Origin of the sequence: Variovorax multivorans (assembly GCF_051216835.1) — a bacterium.
Lineage (GTDB): Bacteria > Pseudomonadota > Gammaproteobacteria > Burkholderiales > Burkholderiaceae_C > Variovorax.
Genome location: NZ_JBPJZL010000001.1, coordinates 136993 through 156000 on the forward strand (window position 1 = coordinate 136993; position 19008 = coordinate 156000).

Consider the following 19008-nt stretch of genomic DNA (forward strand, 5'->3'; position numbering starts at 1 on the left):
CAGCGATCAGGAGGCGCCGCCGCCGGGCCGCTTCATCTGGCAGGAGGTGGGCGTGCTGGCCACGTAGGCGTCGTAGTACTTCACCGGGGCCAGCGTATAGCCGGTGTTCTCCGGGCTGTACGGGTACTTGGCACTGGCCTTCTCCCACTTGGCGATGTACAGGCCCTGCTGTGCCTGGTGGTCGGTCTTGCGCAGTTCGATCTCGCCGTTGAAGCTCTTGAACTTCATGCCTTCCATGGCGGCGGCCACCTTGACGGGGTCGGTCGACTTGGTCTTCACGAAGGCTTCGGTCAGCGCCTGGAACACGGTGTAGACGTCGGTGGTGTAGAGGTCGTCGTTGAACTTCTTCTTGAACTCTTCCGCGTACTTCTGCATGTCGCCGCCCATGTTGTAGTGGGCATAGCCGACCTGGTACACCTTGCCGTCGGACGCTGCGCCCATGGCTGTCGGCGTGCCGCTGGTCACGGCGTAGTAGGTGTAGAACTTGACGTTCAGGCCCGAGTCGTTGGCCGACTTGATCAGCAGCGCAAGGTCGGAGCCCCAGTTGCCGGTGATGACGGTGTCGGCACCCGAGGCCTTGATCTTGGCGATGTAGGGTGCGAAGTCGCGCACCTGGGCCAGCGGATGCAGGTCGTCGCCGACGATCTGCACGTCGGGGCGCTTGTTCTTGAGGTTTTCCTTGGCGAACTTGGAAACCTGCTGGCCGTGCGCGTAGTTCTGGTTGAGCAGGTAGACCTTCTTGATCTCCGGCTGGTCCTTCATGTAGGTGGTCAGCGCTTCCATCTTCATCGACGTGTCGGCGTCGAAGCGGTACTGCCAGTAGCTGCACTTGCTGTTGGTCAGGTCGGGGTCGACGGCGGCGTAGTTCAGGTACAGCGCTTCCTTGCCGGGGTTGCGCGCGTTGTTCTTCTCGAGCGCGTCGATGATGGCCAGCGCGGGGCCGGAGCCGTTGCCCTGCACGATGTAGCGCGCACCCTGGTCGAGGGCCGAGCGCAGTGCGCTGGTGGTCTCTTGCGGGCTGAGCTTGTTGTCGATGCCGATGATCTCGAACTTCACGCCTGCCGCATTCTTCTTGTTGAACTCTTCGGCAAAGAACTGGAAGGTCTTGAGCTGGTTCGTCCCGACCGCGGCCATGAGGCCCGACAGCGGGTCGAGCCATGCGATCTTGACGGTTTCACCCTTCTGGGCAAGGGCGCCGGTGGCGGTTGCCGCGATGACGGCCGCGGTAGCGATTTTCAGAGCGAACTTCAATCTATATCTCCTGGTCAAACCGATTCAAAACGCCGCACGAGAGTACAAGCGTTTGCAGCCCCTCCCCTCAGGGAATGCCCGTAAGAGGGGTGCTGCAAAGGCCCGTTTCTATCGCGCATGCGACACCGCGTTTCTCCAATTTGCTACCCGTTGGTAGACAGCTGCTACCAATGGGTAGGAAACGCGTTCACAAAGACGCCTAGGGGCGCTTCATCTGGCACGACGTGGGCGTGCTCGCCACGTACGATTCGTAGTACTTCACGGGAACGTTCGTGTAGCCGGTGTTCTCCGCGTCGTAGGGGTACTTGGCGCTGGCCTTTTCCCAACGCGAGATGTACAGGCCCTGCTGCAACTGGTGGTCGGTCTTGCGCATCTCGACCTCGCCGTTGAAGCTCTTGATCTTCATGCCCTCCAGCGCCGCAGCCACCTTGACCGGGTCGGTCGACTTGGTCTTGGCGAAGGCCGCGTCGAGCAGCGCGAACACGTGATAGATCGACGACTGCGTGAGGTCGTCGTTCATGCGCTTCTTGTAGCCGGCGAGCAGCTGCTGGATTTCCCCGCCCATGTTGTAGTGGGCGTAGGCGACGGTGTAGACCTTGCCGTCAGAGGTGGCGCCCATGGCCGTGGGCGTGCCCGCGCCCGGCGCGTAGTAGGTCAGGAACTTGACGTTCAGGCCCGAGTCGTTGGCCGCCTTGATGAGCAGCGACAGGTCGGAGCCCCAGTTGCCGGTGATGACGGTGTCGGCGCCCGAAGCCTTGATCTTGGCGATATACGGAGAGAAGTCGCGCACCTGCGCGAGCGGATGCAGATCGTCGCCCACGATCTGGATGTCGGGGCGCTTCACTTTCAGGTCTTCCTTGGCGAACTTGGACACCTGCACGCCGTGGGCGTAGTTCTGGCCGAGGATGTAGACCTTCTTGATGTCTGGCTGGTCCTTCATCCAGGTGGTCAGCGCCTCCATCTTCATGGAGGTGTCGGCGTCCAGCCGGAAGTGCCAGTAGCTGCACTTGCTGTTGGTCAGGTCGGGGTCGACGGCCGCGTAGTTCATGTACAGCAGCTCCTTGCCCGGATTGCGCGCGTTGTTCTTCTCGACGGCGTCGATGATCGCGAGCGCGGGGCCGGAGCCGTTGCCCTGCATGATGTAGCGCGCGCCCTGGTCCTGCGCGGAACGCAGCGCGGCGGTGGTCTCCTGCGGGCTGAGCTTGTTGTCGAGCGCGATGATCTCGAACTTCACGCCCGACTGGTTCTTCTTGTTGAACTCTTCAGCAAGGAATTGCGTGGTCTTGAGCTGGTTGGTGCCGACCGCGGCCATGAGGCCAGACAGCGGGTCGAGCCAGGCGATCTTGACGGTCTCGCCCTTCTGAGCGAATGCGGCGGCAGCGCTCACCAACATTGCACAGGCAGCTACTGACTTGATAGCAAATTGCATGAAGAGTCTCCAGTGTGAAAGGCGGAATGCCAGCGTACAAGCGCCCTTTTTTTCGCCGCACAGGGAATGCCCGGAAGGAAGGCCGCCGGAGCGGCTTTCCTATCGCGTAGGCGACAGTGCGGGTGGGCTTGGCTCGTGTCCTTGTCTTCAGAGGGTCGGCAGCTTGTAGTCCTTCAGCAGCTCGCGCAGCTTGGTCTTGAGGATCTTTCCGGTGGCGCCGATCGGAATGGCCTCGACGAACACCACGTCGTCCGGGATCTGCCACTTGGCGGTCTTGCCCTCATAGAACTTCAACAGCTCTTCGCGCGTGACTTCGGCGCCGGGCTTCTTCACCACAGCGATGATCGGCCGCTCGTCCCACTTCGGATGGAACACGCCGATGCACGCCGCCATGGCCACGGCGGGGTGCGCGACGGCGATGTTTTCGATCTCGATGGAGCTGATCCACTCTCCGCCGGACTTGATCACGTCCTTGCTGCGGTCGGTGATCTGCAGGTAGCCCTCGGCGTCGATGGTGGCGACGTCGCCGGTGGGGAACCAGCCGCGGTTCTGCTCGTCGGGAATCAGCGGATCGCCGCCCTCGCCCTTGAAGTATTCCTTGACGATCCACGGGCCCTTGACCAGCAGGTCGCCATAGGCCTTGCCGTCCCACGGCAGCTCCTTGCCGTCGCCGTCGATGATCTTCATGTCGACGCCGAAGATGGCGCGGCCCTGCTTCATGCGGATCTGCAGCTGCGCGTCGGCCGGCAGCGACAGGTGCTTGTTCTTGAGCGTGCACAGCGTGCCCAGCGGGCTCATCTCGGTCATGCCCCAGGCGTGCAGCACCTCGACGTTGTAGTTCTCCTGGAACGCCTTGATCATGGCCGGCGGGCAGGCCGAGCCGCCGATGACAGTGCGGTTGAGCTTGCTGAACTTCAGCCCGTTTGCCTGCATGTGGCCGAGCATCATCTGCCACACGGTGGGCACGCCCGCCGCGAAGGTAACGCCCTCGCCTTCGATCAGCTCGAACACCGACTTGCCGTCCAGCGCCGGGCCGGGGAACACGATCTTGCAGCCCACCAGCGCCGCCGAGTACGGAATGCCCCAGGCGTTGACGTGGAACATCGGCACCACCGGCAGCACCGAGTCGCGCGCCGACAGGCGCATGACGTCGGGCAAGGCCGCTGCGTAGGCATGCAGCATGGTCGAGCGGTGGCTGTAGAGCGCGGCCTTCGGGTTGCCCGTGGTGCCACTCGTGTAGCACATGCTCGAGGCGGAGTTCTCGTCGAAGCTGGGCCACTCGTAGTCGGTGGACTGCGCGCCCATCCAGCTCTCGTAGCTCACGAGGTTGGGCACGCCGCTGTCTGCGGGGAGCTTGTCCGCATCACACAGTGCAACCCATTTCCGGATCGTGGGACAGCGCGCATGCACGGCCTGTACCAGCGGCAGGAATGTGAGGTCGAAGCACAGGATCTGGTCTTCGGCATGGTTGGCGATCCACGCGATCTGGTCGGGGTGCAGGCGCGGGTTGATGGTGTGCAGCACGCGGCCGCTGCCGCTCACGCCGTAGTACAGCTCCAGGTGGCGATAGCCGTTCCAGGCCAGGGTGGCGATGCGGTCGCTGAACAGCAGTTGCTCGCCGTCCAGCGCATTGGCCACCTGCCTGGCGCGCGATGCGATGTCGCTCCAGGTGCAGCGGTGGATGTCGCCTTCGACACGGCGCGAGACGATCTCGCCGTCGCCGTTGTGGCGCTCGACGAACTCGATCAGCGACGAGATCAAAAGCGGTTGGTCTTGCATCAAACCCAGCATCTACGAACTCCTATGTGAAATGACTTCATGAAAACCTGCGAACAACGGATTCACGCAAGCTTCGGCCACTTCCACAATGACACAAACCCGCACTGCACGATTGAACGAAGCGGCTCATTGCACCGGCGTGATCCTGGCCGCCGTGGGCGTGGCATCGAGCAGCAATTGCGAGGGCCACGGCGCCCAGGTCGCACCAAGTTCGGGCGTGTTCGGATCGCCCTTGCGCATGAAGACGCCGATGCTGGCCATGACGGCGCTCGACAGCGCGAGCCGCCCCTTCTCGTTGGCCTTGCCGCCGATGGAGCTGGACAGCACCGACGGGCCGAAATTGCCGAACACGAACGGCAGGTCGAAGGCGTGCGCGGCGCCATACACGTCATTCCACGGTGCAGCCTCCTGCGACCAGTCGAAGCGGTAGTGCCAGATGTTCGACTGGCGCGTCTTCATCGTGTCGAGCAGGTTGCTGCGGTTGGCCTCGAACAGCCCCTTCGTGACGAGCGCGGTGGCTGCGTTGTAGCCAGTGCCGAGCTTGTCTACCGGAAGGTAGAACGGGTCGATGATGTCGTTCACGGTGAGCGTGGGTGCGGCATCGGGGTCGAAGTTGAACATCAGCGAGAAGCGCTGGGCGTCGTTGACGATCCAGCCCGAGGTCGGAAAGCCGATGGTCCCCAGCAGCGACGCGAAGAGCTTGCCCTCGTCGCGCGTGTTGCCGGCGAGCATGGGCACCTTCGCGTACTGGTCGGCTGCGATGGCACCGATGGGGTCGGTCGGGATCACGGTGCCATCGGGAATGGGCCCGACCGAGCCCAACCCTGCGGCGACCACGGTGCCCAGCATCTTGCCGCCGTCCTGCGCGCGCAGGTACTCGGCGATCTGCTCCGGCGTGCGGGTGGCGATGTAGGCCTTGGCAGCGGTTGCATCGGCCGAGGTGCCGTCTGCAACGAGCATCTTCTCCAGGATGGCTGCGCCCTGCGCAAGCGAGGTCGAGGCCGGCGACAGCGAAGGCAGCGTACCGGGCGGCAGGTTGCTCGCGAGCGAAATACCACCGCTCATCTCGAAGGCCTTGTGGAACAGGCCCTTGGCCATCGGCGAAGTCATCACCGACAGCAGGTTGGTGGCGCCGGCCGACTCGCCCGACAGCGTGACGTTGCCTGGATCGCCGCCGAAGTTGGCAACGTTGTTCTGGATGAACCGTAGCGCCGCCATGTTGTCGAGCAGCGCGAAGTTGCCCGAGTCGTCCCCCGCGGTGCCGCCCGGCCGTAGCTGCGGCATGTTCAGGAAGCCCAGGATGCCGAGGCGGTAGCTGGCGGTGATGACCACCGCGTTGGCGGTCTTCGCCAGTTTGGCGCCGTCGTACAGCGGGTCGGCCGTGTAGCCCGAGATGTTGCTCCCGCCATGCACGAACAGCAGCACCGGCAGATTCTTCTCGTCCGTCGCCGGGCGCCAGATGTTGACGAACAGGCAGTCTTCGCTGCCGACCGGCTTGCCGAGGTTGGTGCCGATGGTGGCGTCGTATGTGTTGTTGAGGCCGGGGCTGAAGATGCGGCCGATCTGCAGGCAGGCGTTGCCGAACTTGGCGGTCTGGCGGATGCCGCTCCAGGCTTCGGGCGCGACCGGTGCGCGCCAGCGCAGCGCGCCCACGGGCGGCTGGGCGAACGGGACGCCCTTCCAGTAGTAAGTGCCCGAGGTGGCGCCGTCGTCCACGCCTTCGATCTTGCCGGCCGTGGTCCGGCGAACCATCGGGCCATCGGCTGGAGGCGGGGCCGGGGGCGCCGGCGCCGGTGGGGGCGCGCTCGGCAGGAAGGTGAAGCCGGACGAACCGGATGAACCGCCTCCGCAGGCCGAGAGGGCCGCAAGGGCAGCCGCTGCCACCATGGTGGCGATGGCCTTGCCCACCGCCGTTTTTCTTGCTGCACCCTGGTTTTGTGCCGTTGTCTCTGTCTTCATGTTTTTGTCTCCACACCGGGTTAATCGGAATTCCTGGCCTGGTGCGCGGCACCCATACTCCGGGCCGCCGAGCACGCAAAAAAATTCTAGAAACCGGCGTCGTTTTCACCGCTATCGCAAGGAAGCCAAACGAATGACTTCAGGAGCCTCCCTGTCGCACCGCCAGCGCGGGCCGCAGCGACGGGCCGGCGGCATGCCGCAGCCGGAGCTGCGCACCAGCTCGGCCGCATGGCTCGAAGGCGTGCTGTCGATGTTCGAGGCCGAAGGGCTGGACGTGCCTTCGCTGTTACGCGATGCCGGCTTCGACCCCGATTCACTGCACCGCCAGAACACGCGCATCCCGGTCGACGAGATCTCGGTGCTTTGGCAGCTCGCGGTGACGCGCGCCGGCAAGCCCACTCTGGGCCTGCACCGCGACCTGGCCGCCACGCACAGCAAACTGGGCACGGTCGGTCACGCCATGGCCTGCAGCCCCGACCTGGGCGCTGCGCTCACACGGCTGACTCGCTACATGGCGGTGATCTCGGACGCGACCGCCTTCTCGATGCACCCCGAGCCGCGCGGCTGCTGGATGGTGATGGAGCACACCGGCGGTAGCCTGCCGATTCCGCGCCAGCGCGTCGAATACGCCCTGCTGACCGTGCTCATGCAGTGCCAGTGGCTCACGCGGCGCGACCTGCAGCCGCTGGCCATGGAGTTCGTGTACCCCGCGCCGGCCAACGACCGGCTGCACCGCGAGGCCTTCGGCTGCGAAGTGCGCTTCAACGCCGTCGCCAACCGGCTGTTGCTGTCGACGGCCGACATGACGATGCCGCTGCCCACCTTCCACCCGGTGCTCGGCGAGATGCAGGAGCACCTGCTCGACGACCAGTTGAACTTGCTGGGCCAGACCACCACCAGCAGCCTGGTGTGCGCCGAGATCGCACGCCGGCTCCAGCACGGCGAGCCGCGCCGGCAGGACGTGGCCTCGGGCCTGGGGCTGGCCGAGCGCACGTTGCAGCGGCGGCTGCAGGAAGAATCGGTGTCGTTCCAGGGCTTGCTCGACCGCACCCGCCGCGAACTCGCGCAGCAGTACCTGGCGGAAGACCGGCATACGCTGACCGACGTGGCTGACATGCTGGGCTTTGTCGACACCAGCAACTTCTTTCGCGCCTGCAAGCGCTGGTTCGGCGTTCCGCCGGCGCAGTACCGGGCGCGTATCTGGGACAACCCCGCGCCGCTGGCTGCCTGAGCCTCCCGGGTCGCGTGCAGGGGCCGCGATGGCCCGCTTGGCAAGGGGTTACGCGCTCTGCCGGACAATCCGCCCATGAGCTTGCTTGCTGAAGACACCGAGGTCGCGGACCTGGGGCTGCACTGGAAACCCGGTTTCGCCACCCTTGGCCCGGCGTTTCTCACCGAATTGCGGCCGACGCCGCTGCCCGATCCGTACTGGGTAGGCCGCAGCGAAGCCGTCGCCCGCGAGCTGGGCCTGCCGCCTGATTGGCATTCGTCGAATGCAACGCTGGCGGCCCTGACCGGCAGCCTGCCTATCGCCGGCACCCGCCCCTTCGCCAGTGTGTACAGCGGCCATCAGTTCGGCGTGTGGGCCGGCCAGCTCGGCGACGGGCGCGCCATCATGATCGGCGAAACCGAAAGCGGGCTCGAAGTGCAATTGAAGGGCGCAGGCCGCACGCCCTACTCGCGCGGCGGCGACGGCCGCGCGGTGCTGCGCTCCAGCATCCGCGAGTTTCTCTGCAGCGAGGCCATGCACGGTCTCGGCATCCCGACCACCCGCGCACTGTGCGTGACCGGCTCCGACGCCCGCGTGTACCGCGAGGAGCCGGAAAGCTCGGCCGTCGTGACACGCGTGGCACCGAGCTTCGTCCGCTTCGGCCACTTCGAGCACTTCGCGGCCAACCAGCGCGAAGACGAGTTGCGGGCGCTGGCCGACTACGTCATCGACCGCTACTACCCGGCGTGCCGCACCACCGACCGCTTCAACGGCAATGCGTACGCAGCCTTCCTCGAAGCCGTGAGCGAGCGCACCGCCGCCCTGCTCGCCCAATGGCAGGCCGTGGGCTTCTGCCACGGGGTGATGAACACCGACAACATGAGCATCCTCGGGCTCACCATCGATTACGGACCGTTCCAGTTCCTCGATGGATTCGACCCGCGCCACATCTGCAACCACAGCGACACCAACGGGCGCTACGCCTTCAACCAGCAGCCCAACGTGGCCTACTGGAACCTGTTCTGCCTGGCGCAGGCACTGCTGCCGCTGATCGGCGACCAGGAAGTGGCAGTGGCCGCGCTGGAGTCTTACAAGACGGTGTTCCCGAACGAGTTCGAGGGCCGCATGCGCGCCAAGCTGGGCCTTGCCGACGCGGGCGAAGGCGATCGCGCGTTGATCGAGGGTGTGCTCAAGCTGCTGGCCGCGGGCAAGGTCGACTACACGATCTTCTGGCGGCGCCTGTCGCATTACATGGCCGATGGCAACATCGAGCCGGTACGCGACCTGTTCCTGGACCGCGAGGGTTTCGATGCGTGGGCGCTAGCGTTTTCGGAGCGCCACACGCCCGCTGGACGCGCGCAAGCCGCCGATCTGATGCTCAAATCCAACCCGAAATTCGTGCTGCGGAACCACCTGGGGCAGCAAGCCATCGAAGCAAGTCAGCAAAAGGACCACTCGGCTGTGGCAACCTTGCTGGCTGTGCTCCAGTCCCCATTTGAAGAACATCCCGACGCCGACGCACTGGCCGGCTTCCCGCCCGACTGGGCCTCCACGATCGAAATCAGCTGCTCATCATGACCACTCCCGTACAGAAAACCGACGCCGAATGGAAAGCCCTGCTCGCTGAAAAAGGCGCTGAGCCCGCGGCCTTCGAAGTAACGCGACACGCCGCCACCGAACGCCCCTTCACCGGCAAGTACGAAGCGCACTGGGACGACGGCACGTATCACTGCGTGTGCTGCGGCGCCAAGCTGTTCGAGTCGACGACCAAGTTCGACGCTGGCTGCGGCTGGCCCAGCTTCTCGGAAGAAGCTGTACCCGGCGCCATCCGCAACATCGTCGACCGCTCGCACGGCATGGTGCGCACCGAGAACGTGTGCGCCAATTGCGGCGCCCACCTGGGCCACGTGTTTCCCGACGGCCCCACTGAAACCGGCCTGCGCTACTGCATGAACTCGGCGTCGCTCGACTTCCAGAAAAAATGAAACTGCTCCTCGACTTCTTCCCGATCCTGCTGTTCTTCGGCGCCTACAAGCTCGGCGACATCTACACCGCCACCGGCGTGCTGATGGCCGCCACCGTGGTGCAGATGGCGATCATCTACGCCACCGAGCGCAAGCTGCAGGCCATGCAGAAGGCCACGCTGGTGCTGATCCTGCTGTTCGGCACGCTCACGCTGGCACTGCACGACGACCGCTTCATCAAGTGGAAGCCGACGGTGCTGTACGGCGCAATGGCCATTGCGCTGGCCGTGGCGCTCTGGGCGCTGAAGAAGAACTTCTTGAAGATGCTGCTGGGCTCGCAGCTGGAACTACCCGACCGCATCTGGGGCCGGCTCAATGTGGCGTGGATCGGTTACTGCCTGTTCATGGCCATCATCAACGGCTACGTGGCGGCGTACTTCACGACCGAGGCCTGGGTCAACTTCAAGCTCTGGGGCTATGTGTTCCCCATCGTCTTCCTGGTGGCGCAGGGCCTGTACATCGCGCCGCACCTGAAGAACGAAGACAAGCCGACGGCATGACGACGAGCACCGCACTGCTGCCCACAGCCGCCGACATCGAAGCCGCGTTGCGCAAGACGCTTGCCCCCACGCAGCTCGAAGTGATCGACGAGAGCGCCGCCCACGCAGGCCATTCGGGCGCCAACGCGGAGGGCCGCGGCACCCATTTCCGCGTGCGCATCGCCTCCCCTCTGTTCGAAGGGAAGCCCCGCGTGGCGCGACATCGGCTTGTGTATGATGCCCTCCAGGTTTTTATCGCACAGGGTCTGCACGCCATCGCCATCGAGGTGCTCTGAGTCGTCCACCGGATCGCACGCCGCGTTTGCACCGGCCGTTGCTCCCCTTCTTTTCTCCCATATCCCTGCTTTCTTTCCCGCGCCTTTTCCTACACGCGCATTTCCTTTCCAGCTCGATATTCATTCCATGAAAAAACAAATCTTGCAGGCCGTCGCGGCCGCAGTGCTGCTCGGTGCCACGTCCATGGCGGCTCTGGCGCAGAACGCAGCCATCGTGAACGGCAAGCCGGTGCCCAAGGCCCGCATGGACGTTCTGGCCCAGCAACTGGCAGCCGCAGGCCGTCCGGTGACGCCTGAAATGCAGAGCCAGCTGCGCGAGGAAATCGTGGCTCGCGAAGTGTTCATGCAGGAAGCGCAAAAGCAGGGCCTGGACGCCAGCGACGACTACAAGAACCAGCTCGAACTCGCCCGCCAGGCCATCCTGATCCGCGCGCTGTTCGAGAACTACCGCAAGACCAACCCGGTCTCGGACGCAGACGTGAAGGCCGAGTACGACAAGTTCGTGGCGGCCAACGGCGGCAAGGAATACAAGGCCCGCCACATCCTGGTCGAGACCGAAGACCAGGCCAAGAAGATCATGGCCGACCTGAAGAAGGGTGCCAAGTTCGAAGACATCGCCAAGAAGCAGAGCAAGGACCCGGGTTCGGGCGCCAACGGCGGCGACCTCGACTGGGCCAACCCCGCGAGCTTCGTGCCCGAGTTCTCGGAAGCGATGATCAAGCTCAAGAAGGGCGAAACCACCCCCGCCCCGGTCAAGACCCAGTTCGGTTATCACATCATCCGCGTCGACGACATCCGCCAGGCCCAACTGCCGAAGCTGGAAGAAGTGAAGCCGCAAATCACGCAGCAGCTGCAGCAGCAGCGCCTGCAGAAGTACCAAGAGGATCTGCGCGCCAAGGCCAAGGTCGAGTAAGACCGGAGCCTTGCAGCCCCATGAAAAAAGCGGCCCGCGGGCCGCTTTTTTGTTGCCCGCCGCGTGGCGGGCTTGTGTCGATCAGCCCACCCAGCGGCGCGCATTGCGCCAGATCTGCATCCACGGGCTCAGATCGCTCCTGTCGCCCGAGGTCCAGCTCATCTGGATGTTGCGGAACACGCGCTCCGGGTGCGGCATCACCGCGGTGAAGCGGCCGTCCGGCGTGGTCACCGAAGTCAGGCCGTTGGCGCTGCCGTTCGGGTTGAACGGGTACTGCTCGGTGGGCTGGCCGTGGTTGTCCACGAAACGCATCGCGCCGATGGCCTTGGCAGCGTCGCCGCGGTGCTTGAAGTTGGCATAGCCCTCACCGTGCGCCACTGCGATCGGCAGGCGGCTGCCGGCCATGCCCGCGAAGAAGATGCTCGGCGATTCGAGCACTTCGACCATCGACAGGCGCGCCTCGAAGCGCTCGCTCTGGTTGGTGGTGAAGCGCGGCCAGGCCTCGGCGCCCGGAATGATGTCGGCCAGCTCGGCGAACATCTGGCAGCCGTTGCACACGCCCAGGCCGAAGGTGTCGGTGCGGCCGAAGAAGGTCTTGAACTGCTCGGCCAGCTTCGGGTTGAAGGTAATGCTGCGCGCCCAGCCGATGCCGGCGCCCAGCGTGTCGCCATAGCTGAAGCCGCCGCAGGCGACCACGCCCTTGAAGTCGGCGAGGTCCGCCCTGCCCGTCTGCAGGTCGGTCATGTGCACGTCGAAGGCTTCGAAGCCGGCCTCGGTGAAGGCGTAGGCCATCTCGACGTGCGAGTTGACGCCCTGCTCGCGCAGGATGGCGACCCTGGGGCGCGACTGCAGAATGGCCGGCGCGGCAGGCTGTGCGTTCGGCAGGAACACATGCATGCCCGGATCGCTCGGCACGCCGGCTGCAGTGTGCTCGGCATCGGCGCAGGCGGGGTTGTCGCGCTCGCGAGCGATCTTCCAGCTGACCGAGTCCCACACCTGCTGCAGGTCGTGCAGGCTCGCGCTGAACACCGACTTGGCATCGCGCCAGACTTCGACCTTGCCCTTGCCCGCGTCCATGGCGGAGCTGGCGGGCCGGGTCTTGCCGACGAAGTGGCTGTGCGTGCTGAGGCCGTGGGTGCGCAGCACCTGCATGACGTCGTTGCGCTCGGCGGTGCGCACCTGCAGCACCATGCCCAGCTCTTCGTTGAACAGCGCCTTGAGCGTGAGTTCTTCGCGCCGCGCGCTGACCTGTTGCGCCCAGTTCTTGGCGTCGCCGGTTTCCATGCGGCTGTCGGAGATGCCGTCGCCTTCGGTGACGAGCATGTCGACGTTCAGCGCCACGCCGACGTGGCCGGCAAAGGCCATTTCGCAGGCGGTGGCGAACAGGCCGCCGTCGCTGCGGTCATGCATTGCGAGGATCTTGCCGTCGGCGCGCAGGGCGTTCACGGCGTTGACCAGCGCCACGAGCTGCGCCGGGTCGTCGAGGTCGGGCACGGTGTCGCCGCTCTGGCCCAGCGTTTGCGCGAGGATGCTGCCGGCCATGCGGTGCTTGCCCTGACCCAGGTCGATGAGCACCAGCGTGGTGTCGGCCTCTTCAGCGTCGAGCTGCGGCGTGAGCGTGCCGCGCACGTCGGCCAGCGAGGCGAAGGCGGTAACGATCAGGCTCACGGGCGACGTGACCTTCTTGGCCTCGGCGCCATCCTTCCATTGCGTGCGCATCGACAGCGAATCCTTGCCGACCGGAATCGACACGCCCAGCGCCGGGCACAGCTCCAGGCCCACGGCCTTGACGGTCTCGTACAGCGCTGCGTCTTCGCCAGGCTCGCCGCAAGCGGCCATCCAGTTGGCCGACAGCTTGACGCGCGAGAGTTCGATAGGCGCGGCCAGCAGGTTGGTGATGGCCTCGGCCACGGCCATGCGGCCCGAAGCCGGCGCGTCGAGCGCGGCCAGCGGCGTGCGCTCGCCCATGCTCATGGCTTCGCCGGCAAAACCCTTGTAGTCGGCCAGCGTCACGGCGCAGTCGGCCACCGGCACCTGCCACGGGCCGACCATCTGGTCGCGGTGGCTCAGGCCGCCCACGGTGCGGTCGCCGATGGTGATGAGGAAGCGCTTCGAGGCCACGGTCGGATTCGCGAGCACGTCGATGGCGGCCTTCTGCAGATCGACGCCCGTGAGGTCGAGCGGCTTGAAGCTGCGGGCCACGGTCTTGACGTCGCGGTGCATCTTGGGCGGCTTGCCGAGCAGCACGTCCATCGGCATGTCGACCGGCTGCACCGCCGCACCCTCGTCGGCCACCAGCAGTTGGCGCTCTTCGGTCGCCACGCCGACCACCGAGAACGGGCAGCGCTCGCGCTCGCAGAAGGCCTTGAACTGGTCGAGCGATTCGGGCGCGATGGCCAGCACGTAGCGCTCCTGGCTTTCGTTGCACCAGATTTCCTTCGGCGCCATGCCCGATTCTTCGAGTGGCACGGCGCGCAGGTCAAAGCGCGCGCCGCGGCCGGCGTCGTTGGTCAACTCGGGGAAGGCGTTGCTCAGGCCGCCCGCGCCCACGTCGTGGATCGCCAGGATCGGGTTGGCCGCGCCCTGCTGCCAGCAGTGGTTGATGACCTCCTGCGCACGGCGCTCGATTTCGGGGTTGCCGCGCTGCACCGAGTCGAAGTCGAGCTCGGCCGCGTTGGCGCCGGTGGCCATCGAACTGGCGGCACTGCCGCCCATGCCGATGCGCATGCCGGGGCCGCCGAGCTGGATCAGCAGCGAGCCGGCCGGGAAGCGAATCTTCTTGGTCTGCGTGGCGTCGATGCTGCCCAGGCCGCCCGCGATCATGATGGGCTTGTGATAGCCGCGCTGCACGGTATCGAGGTCGCTCGCCACGGTCTGCTCGTACTCGCGGAAGTAGCCCAGCAGGTTGGGACGGCCGAATTCGTTGTTGAACGCTGCGCCGCCCAGCGGGCCCTCGGTCATGATCTGCAGCGGGCTGGCGATGTGCTCGGGCTTGCCGTAGTGGCCTTCTTCAGGCCAGAGCTTCGACACGGTAAAGCCGGTCAGGCCGGCCTTGGGCTTGGAGCCGCGGCCGGTGGCGCCTTCGTCGCGGATCTCGCCGCCCGCGCCGGTCGATGCACCGGGGAAAGGCGAAATTGCGGTCGGGTGGTTGTGCGTCTCGACCTTCATCAGCACGTGGCTCAGGGCGCTATCTTTTTGATAGCTCTGTGAGCCGGTGGCGGGAATGAAGCGCTCGACGGTCGCGCCCTCCATGACCGAGGCGTTGTCCGCATAGGCGATGACCGTGTGCTGCGGGTTCTGCTTCTCGGTGTGGCGGATCATCGAGAAAAGGCTTTGCGGCTGGGCCTTGCCGTCGATGGTGAAGTCGGCGTTGAAGATCTTGTGGCGGCAGTGCTCGCTGTTGGCCTGCGCGAACATCATCAGTTCGACGTCGCTGGGATTGCGGCCCAGGCGGGTGAAGGCGTCGACCAGGTAGTCGATTTCGTCCTCGGCCAGCGCCAAACCGAAACCGGTGTTGGCTGCCACCAGCGCCGTACGGCCGCCGGCCAGCACGTCGACCTGCGCCATCGGCTGGGCAGGCAGTTCGCTGAACAGGCTTGCGGCCTGATCGACGGTGGCCAGCACCGATTCGGTCATGCGGTCGTGCAGCGGGCCGGCCACGGCGGCCAGCGTGTCGCCTTCGAGCACGGGGGCCTTGCCGATCAGCGGGGCCTTGAGCTTCAGGTGGTACTGAGTGACGCGCTCGACCCGGCGCAAGGCCAGGCCGCAGTTGTGGGCAATGTCGGTGGCCTTGGAAGCCCAGGGCGACACCGTGCCCAGGCGGGGCGTGACCACCACCGAGGTGCCCGCCTTGGCCGGCGCCTCGAAGGGCTCGCCGTAGGTCAGCAGCGCCGCAAAGCGCTCGCGGCCGGCCGAATCCAGCGCCGCATCGGTGACCACGAGGTGCACGAAACGGGCCGAAATGCCCTCGATGCGCGGTTCGATGGCCTGGAGCTTCGGCAGCAACTGGCGTGCGCGGAAGTCGCTGAGCGCGCTGCCGCCCTCGAACATGGTTACGACAGGAAGGGCTTGAGGTGCGGGCTGCGTCACGGTCGATGGGGCCTCGGGGGCCGCGTTGGAAATCAAGGAATCGAGGCAGATGGCCGCTGACTGGGGCCATCCGCGTTAGCCGGGAATTTTAGCTTGCCGAATGGGATAATTCGGGGATGAGCATTAACTACAAAGACGCTGCGGGCATCGAAGCCATGCGGGTCGCCTGCCGCCTGGCTTCCGAGGTGCTGGATTACCTCACGCCTCTCATCAAGCCCGGCATCACGACCAACGATGTCGACCGGCTGGCCGCCGAGTACATGGTCAAGCAGGGCACCACATCGGCCACGGTGGGATACATGGGCGCAAGCAGCGTCCCGTACCCGAAGTCGCTGTGCACCTCGGTGAACCACGTGGTGTGCCACGGCATTCCCAATGACAAGCCCCTGAAGAAAGGCGACATCATGAACGTCGACGTGACCGTCATCAAGGACGGCTGGTTCGGCGACAACAGCCGCATGTACGTGATCGGCGACGCCTCCATTGCCGCCAAGCGCCTGTGCAGCATCACCTTCGAAGCCATGTGGCACGGCATCCTGCAGGTGCGCCCCGGCGCGCACCTGGGCGACGTGGGCCACGCGATCCAGAAATTCGCCGAGGGCCAGGGCTTTTCGGTGGTGCGCGAGTTCTGCGGCCACGGCGTGGGCCAGCGCTTCCACGAAGAACCCCAGGTGCTGCACTACGGCCGCCCGGGCACCATGGAAGAACTCAAGCCCGGCATGATCTTCACCATCGAGCCGATGATCAACGCCGGCAAGCGCGACGTGAAGGAAGACTTCAAGGGCGGCCAGTACGACGGCTGGACCATCGTCACGCGCGACCATTCGCTGTCGGCCCAGTGGGAGCACACGGTGCTCGTCACCGAAACCGGCTACGAGGTGCTGACGCTCTCCGCAGGCAGCCCGCCGCTGCCCTCCTTCGTCACCTCGACCAAGACCTGACGCGGCAACGCGTCTCCCCGCCGTGATCGAAGCAGCCAACATCGACGTGGCGACGCTGCGCGAAGCCTATCGCGCGAAAAAGCTCGCCTTGTTCGACACCCTGCGCTTCGCGCGCGCCCCCACCCGCAGCGTGCACACGGTGCTGCGCCAGCTCTCGGCACTGGCCGACGAAACGCTCTGCACGCTGTGGCGTGACGCCGGCTTCGGTGACTCGTTCTCCCTGGCCGCGGTGGGAGGCTTCGGGCGCGGCGAACTGTTTCCGTATTCCGACGTCGACGTGCTGCTGCTGCTGCCGCCCGAAGGCGACAAAAGCGAAATCGATCCGGCCCGCATCGAGGCTTTCATCGGCCATTGCTGGGACGCGGGCCTGGAAATCGGCTCCAGCGTGCGCACGGTCGATGAATGCCTGGCCGAGGCCGAGAAAGACGTCACCGTCCAGACCTCGCTGCTCGAGGCCCGGCTGATCGCGGGCGACAAGAAGCTCTTCACGGCCTTTCGCCGCCGCTTCATCCGCGCCATCGACCCGCAGGCCTTCTTCGTGGCCAAGTCGCAGGAAATGCGGCACCGCCACCAGAAGTTCGACAACACGCCCTACGCGCTGGAGCCCAACTGCAAGGAATCGCCGGGCGGCCTGCGCGACCTGCAGACCATCCTCTGGATGACCAAGGCGGCCGGCTACGGCAGCCGCTGGGACGACCTCGCCAAGAACGGCCTGGCCACCTCCTTCGAGGCGCAGCAGATCAAGCGCAATGAAGCCCTGCTCTCGCTCATCCGCGCGCGGCTTCACGTGATTGCCAACCGCCGCGAAGACCGCTTGGTGTTCGACCTGCAGACCGCGGTGGCGGCCAGCTTCGGCTACGAGAGCGAATCGCAGCGCAAGTCGAGCGAAGCGCTGATGCGGCGCTACTACTGGGCCGCCAAGGCGGTCTCGCAGCTCAACCAGATCCTGCTGCTCAACATTTCCGAGCGCCTGCAGCCGAGCGACGAGCAGCACACGCCCGTCAACGAGCGCTTCTACGAGCGTGCCGGCCTGATCGAGATTGCCAGCGACGACCTCTACGAGCGCGAGCCGCACGCTGTGCTCGAAACCTTCCTGCTGTACCAGAAGACCATCGGCGTGAAGGGCCTGTCGGCGCGCACGCTGCGTGCGCTCTACAACGCGCGCCATGTCATGGACAGCAAGTTCCGCAACGATCCGGTCAACCACGAGACCTTCATGCGGATCCTGCTGCAGCCCTATGGCATCACGCATGCCTTCAGGCTGATGAACCAGACTTCGGTGCTGGGGCGCTACCTACGGGTGTTCCGCAGCATCGTGGGGCAGATGCAGCACGACCTGTTCCACGTGTACACGGTCGACCAGCACATCCTGATGGTGCTGCGCAACGTGCGGCGCTTCTTCATCGCCGAGCATGCGCACGAGTACCCGTTCTGCTCGCAGCTCGCGGCCGGCTGGGACAAGCCCTGGATCCTGTACGTGGCGGCCCTCTTCCACGACATTGCCAAGGGCCGCGGCGGCGACCATTCCACGCTGGGCGCGCGCGACGTGCAGCGCTTCTGCAAGCAGCACGGCGTTGCCCGCGAAGACGCCAAGCTCATCGAATTCCTCGTGGCCGAGCACCTGGTGATGAGCCAGGTCGCCCAGAAGCAGGACCTGAGCGACCCCGAAGTGATCGGCGCCTTCGCCAAGCGCGTGGGCAACGAGCGCTACCTGACCGCGCTCTACCTGCTGACCATCGCCGACATCCGCGGCACCTCGCCGCGCGTGTGGAATGCCTGGAAAGGCAAGCTGCTCGAAGACCTGTACCGCTACACCCTGCGCGCGCTGGGCGGCCGCATGCCCGACCCGGACGCCGAGGTCGAGTCGCGCAAGCGCGAGGCGCTGGTGCAGCTGGCCCTGCACGCCCAGCGCTTCGAGGCGCACAAGGCCCTGTGGGACACGCTCGACGTGGGCTACTTCATGCGCCACGACGCTACCGAGATCGCCTGGCACGCCAAGCAGCTCTCGCGCTTCGTGCCGCCGCCCAACGTGCCGATCGACCCGAAGGCGCCACCCATCGTGCGCGCGCACCTGTCGCCGGTGGGCGAAGGCCTGCAGGTGGTCGTCTACACGCCCGACCAGCCCGACCTGTTCGCGCGCATCTGCGGCTACTTCGACCAGTCATCGTTCAGCATCCTCGACGCCAAGGTGCACACCACGAGCAACGGCTACGCGCTCGACACCTTCCAGGTAGTAACCACCTTCCTGCCGGACCACTACCGCGACCTGATCAGCATGGTCGAGTCGGGTCTGGCGCAGACACTCACCGAAGCCGGCGCCCTGCCCCCGCCCAGCATGGGCCGGGTGTCCCGCCGGGTTCGCAGCTTCCCGATCAAGCCGCGCATCAGCCTGCTGCCCGACGACAAGGCGCAGCGCTGGCTGCTCAACATCTCGGCCAGCGACCGCGCCGGCCTGCTGTATTCGGTGGCCCGGGTGCTGGCGCGCCATCACCTGAATCTGCAGCTCGCCAAGGTCACGACGCTGGGCGAACGGGTGGAAGACACCTTCCTGATCAGCGGCCCCGAACTCCAGGGCCAGAAGACGCAGCTGGCCATCGAGACCGAACTCATGGAAGCCCTGGCCTCCTGAAAACAACCT

The 19008-nt window shown here is 65.6% G+C and carries 13 protein-coding genes; 8 read left to right on the forward strand and 5 right to left on the reverse strand.

The window, feature by feature from the left end; all coding sequences use genetic code 11:
* Positions 1-6 precede the first annotated feature (6 nt).
* The 4 genes from ACSFCA_RS00660 to ACSFCA_RS00675 form a co-directional block, all read right to left on the reverse strand.
* Positions 7-1251 (reverse strand): branched-chain amino acid ABC transporter substrate-binding protein, encoded by a 1245-nt coding sequence (locus ACSFCA_RS00660; RefSeq protein ID WP_258354581.1) that lies wholly within the window; start codon positions 1249-1251, stop codon positions 7-9.
* 199 nt (positions 1252-1450) lie between these two features.
* Complete coding sequence (locus tag ACSFCA_RS00665; protein ID WP_258354580.1) at positions 1451-2680, reverse strand: branched-chain amino acid ABC transporter substrate-binding protein; 1230 nt, start codon at positions 2678-2680, stop codon at positions 1451-1453.
* Positions 2681-2827: 147 nt separating this feature from the next.
* Positions 2828-4471, reverse strand: coding sequence for a 3-(methylthio)propionyl-CoA ligase (locus ACSFCA_RS00670; protein WP_258354579.1), 1644 nt, complete (start codon positions 4469-4471; stop codon positions 2828-2830).
* Between the two features lie 114 nt (positions 4472-4585).
* Entirely contained in the window at positions 4586-6346 is a 1761-nt protein-coding gene (locus tag ACSFCA_RS00675) for a carboxylesterase/lipase family protein (protein ID WP_435458651.1), read from the reverse strand.
* A 223-nt stretch (positions 6347-6569) separates the two neighbouring features.
* On the opposite strand from ACSFCA_RS00675, the gene ACSFCA_RS00680 reads away from it, so the two are divergent.
* From ACSFCA_RS00680 to ACSFCA_RS00705, 6 genes are all read left to right on the forward strand, one after another.
* Positions 6570-7649 carry an AraC family transcriptional regulator gene (locus ACSFCA_RS00680; RefSeq protein ID WP_435458652.1) on the forward strand — a complete coding sequence of 360 codons (1080 nt, stop codon included), beginning with the start codon at positions 6570-6572 and terminating at the stop codon, positions 7647-7649.
* Between the two features lie 75 nt (positions 7650-7724).
* On the forward strand, positions 7725-9206 hold the full coding sequence (locus ACSFCA_RS00685) for a protein adenylyltransferase SelO (RefSeq protein ID WP_435458294.1): 1482 nt from the start codon (positions 7725-7727) through the stop codon (positions 9204-9206).
* Positions 9203-9613, forward strand: coding sequence for a peptide-methionine (R)-S-oxide reductase MsrB (gene msrB, locus ACSFCA_RS00690; RefSeq protein ID WP_093056901.1), 411 nt, complete (start codon positions 9203-9205; stop codon positions 9611-9613). The genes ACSFCA_RS00685 and msrB overlap by 4 nt, the downstream gene beginning before the upstream one ends.
* On the forward strand, positions 9610-10152 hold the full coding sequence (locus ACSFCA_RS00695; RefSeq protein WP_093056902.1) for a septation protein A: 543 nt from the start codon (positions 9610-9612) through the stop codon (positions 10150-10152). Before msrB ends, ACSFCA_RS00695 begins: the two co-directional genes overlap by 4 nt.
* Positions 10149-10427: a BolA family protein gene (locus tag ACSFCA_RS00700; protein ID WP_435458295.1), complete on the forward strand. Its 279-nt coding sequence runs from the start codon at positions 10149-10151 to the stop codon at positions 10425-10427. Before ACSFCA_RS00695 ends, ACSFCA_RS00700 begins: the two co-directional genes overlap by 4 nt.
* Before the next feature lie 127 nt (positions 10428-10554).
* Positions 10555-11340: a peptidylprolyl isomerase gene (locus ACSFCA_RS00705; protein ID WP_093074013.1), complete on the forward strand. Its 786-nt coding sequence runs from the start codon at positions 10555-10557 to the stop codon at positions 11338-11340.
* 81 nt (positions 11341-11421) lie between these two features.
* Here ACSFCA_RS00705 and purL read toward each other — a convergent pair whose 3' ends face one another.
* Positions 11422-15390 carry a phosphoribosylformylglycinamidine synthase gene (gene purL, locus ACSFCA_RS00710; RefSeq protein ID WP_435458653.1) on the reverse strand — a complete coding sequence of 1323 codons (3969 nt, stop codon included), beginning with the start codon at positions 15388-15390 and terminating at the stop codon, positions 11422-11424.
* A gap of 155 nt (positions 15391-15545) precedes the next feature.
* Here purL and map point away from each other — a divergent pair, with 155 nt between their 5' ends.
* Both map and ACSFCA_RS00720 read left to right on the forward strand, forming a co-directional pair.
* Positions 15546-16370: a type I methionyl aminopeptidase gene (gene map, locus ACSFCA_RS00715; RefSeq protein WP_093056906.1), complete on the forward strand. Its 825-nt coding sequence runs from the start codon at positions 15546-15548 to the stop codon at positions 16368-16370.
* A 22-nt stretch (positions 16371-16392) separates the two neighbouring features.
* The gene (locus ACSFCA_RS00720) at positions 16393-18999 is read left to right on the forward strand and encodes a [protein-PII] uridylyltransferase (protein ID WP_258354574.1); all 2607 of its coding nucleotides are present in this window, start codon (positions 16393-16395) and stop codon (positions 18997-18999) included.
* The last annotated feature ends 9 nt before the right edge of the window (positions 19000-19008 follow it).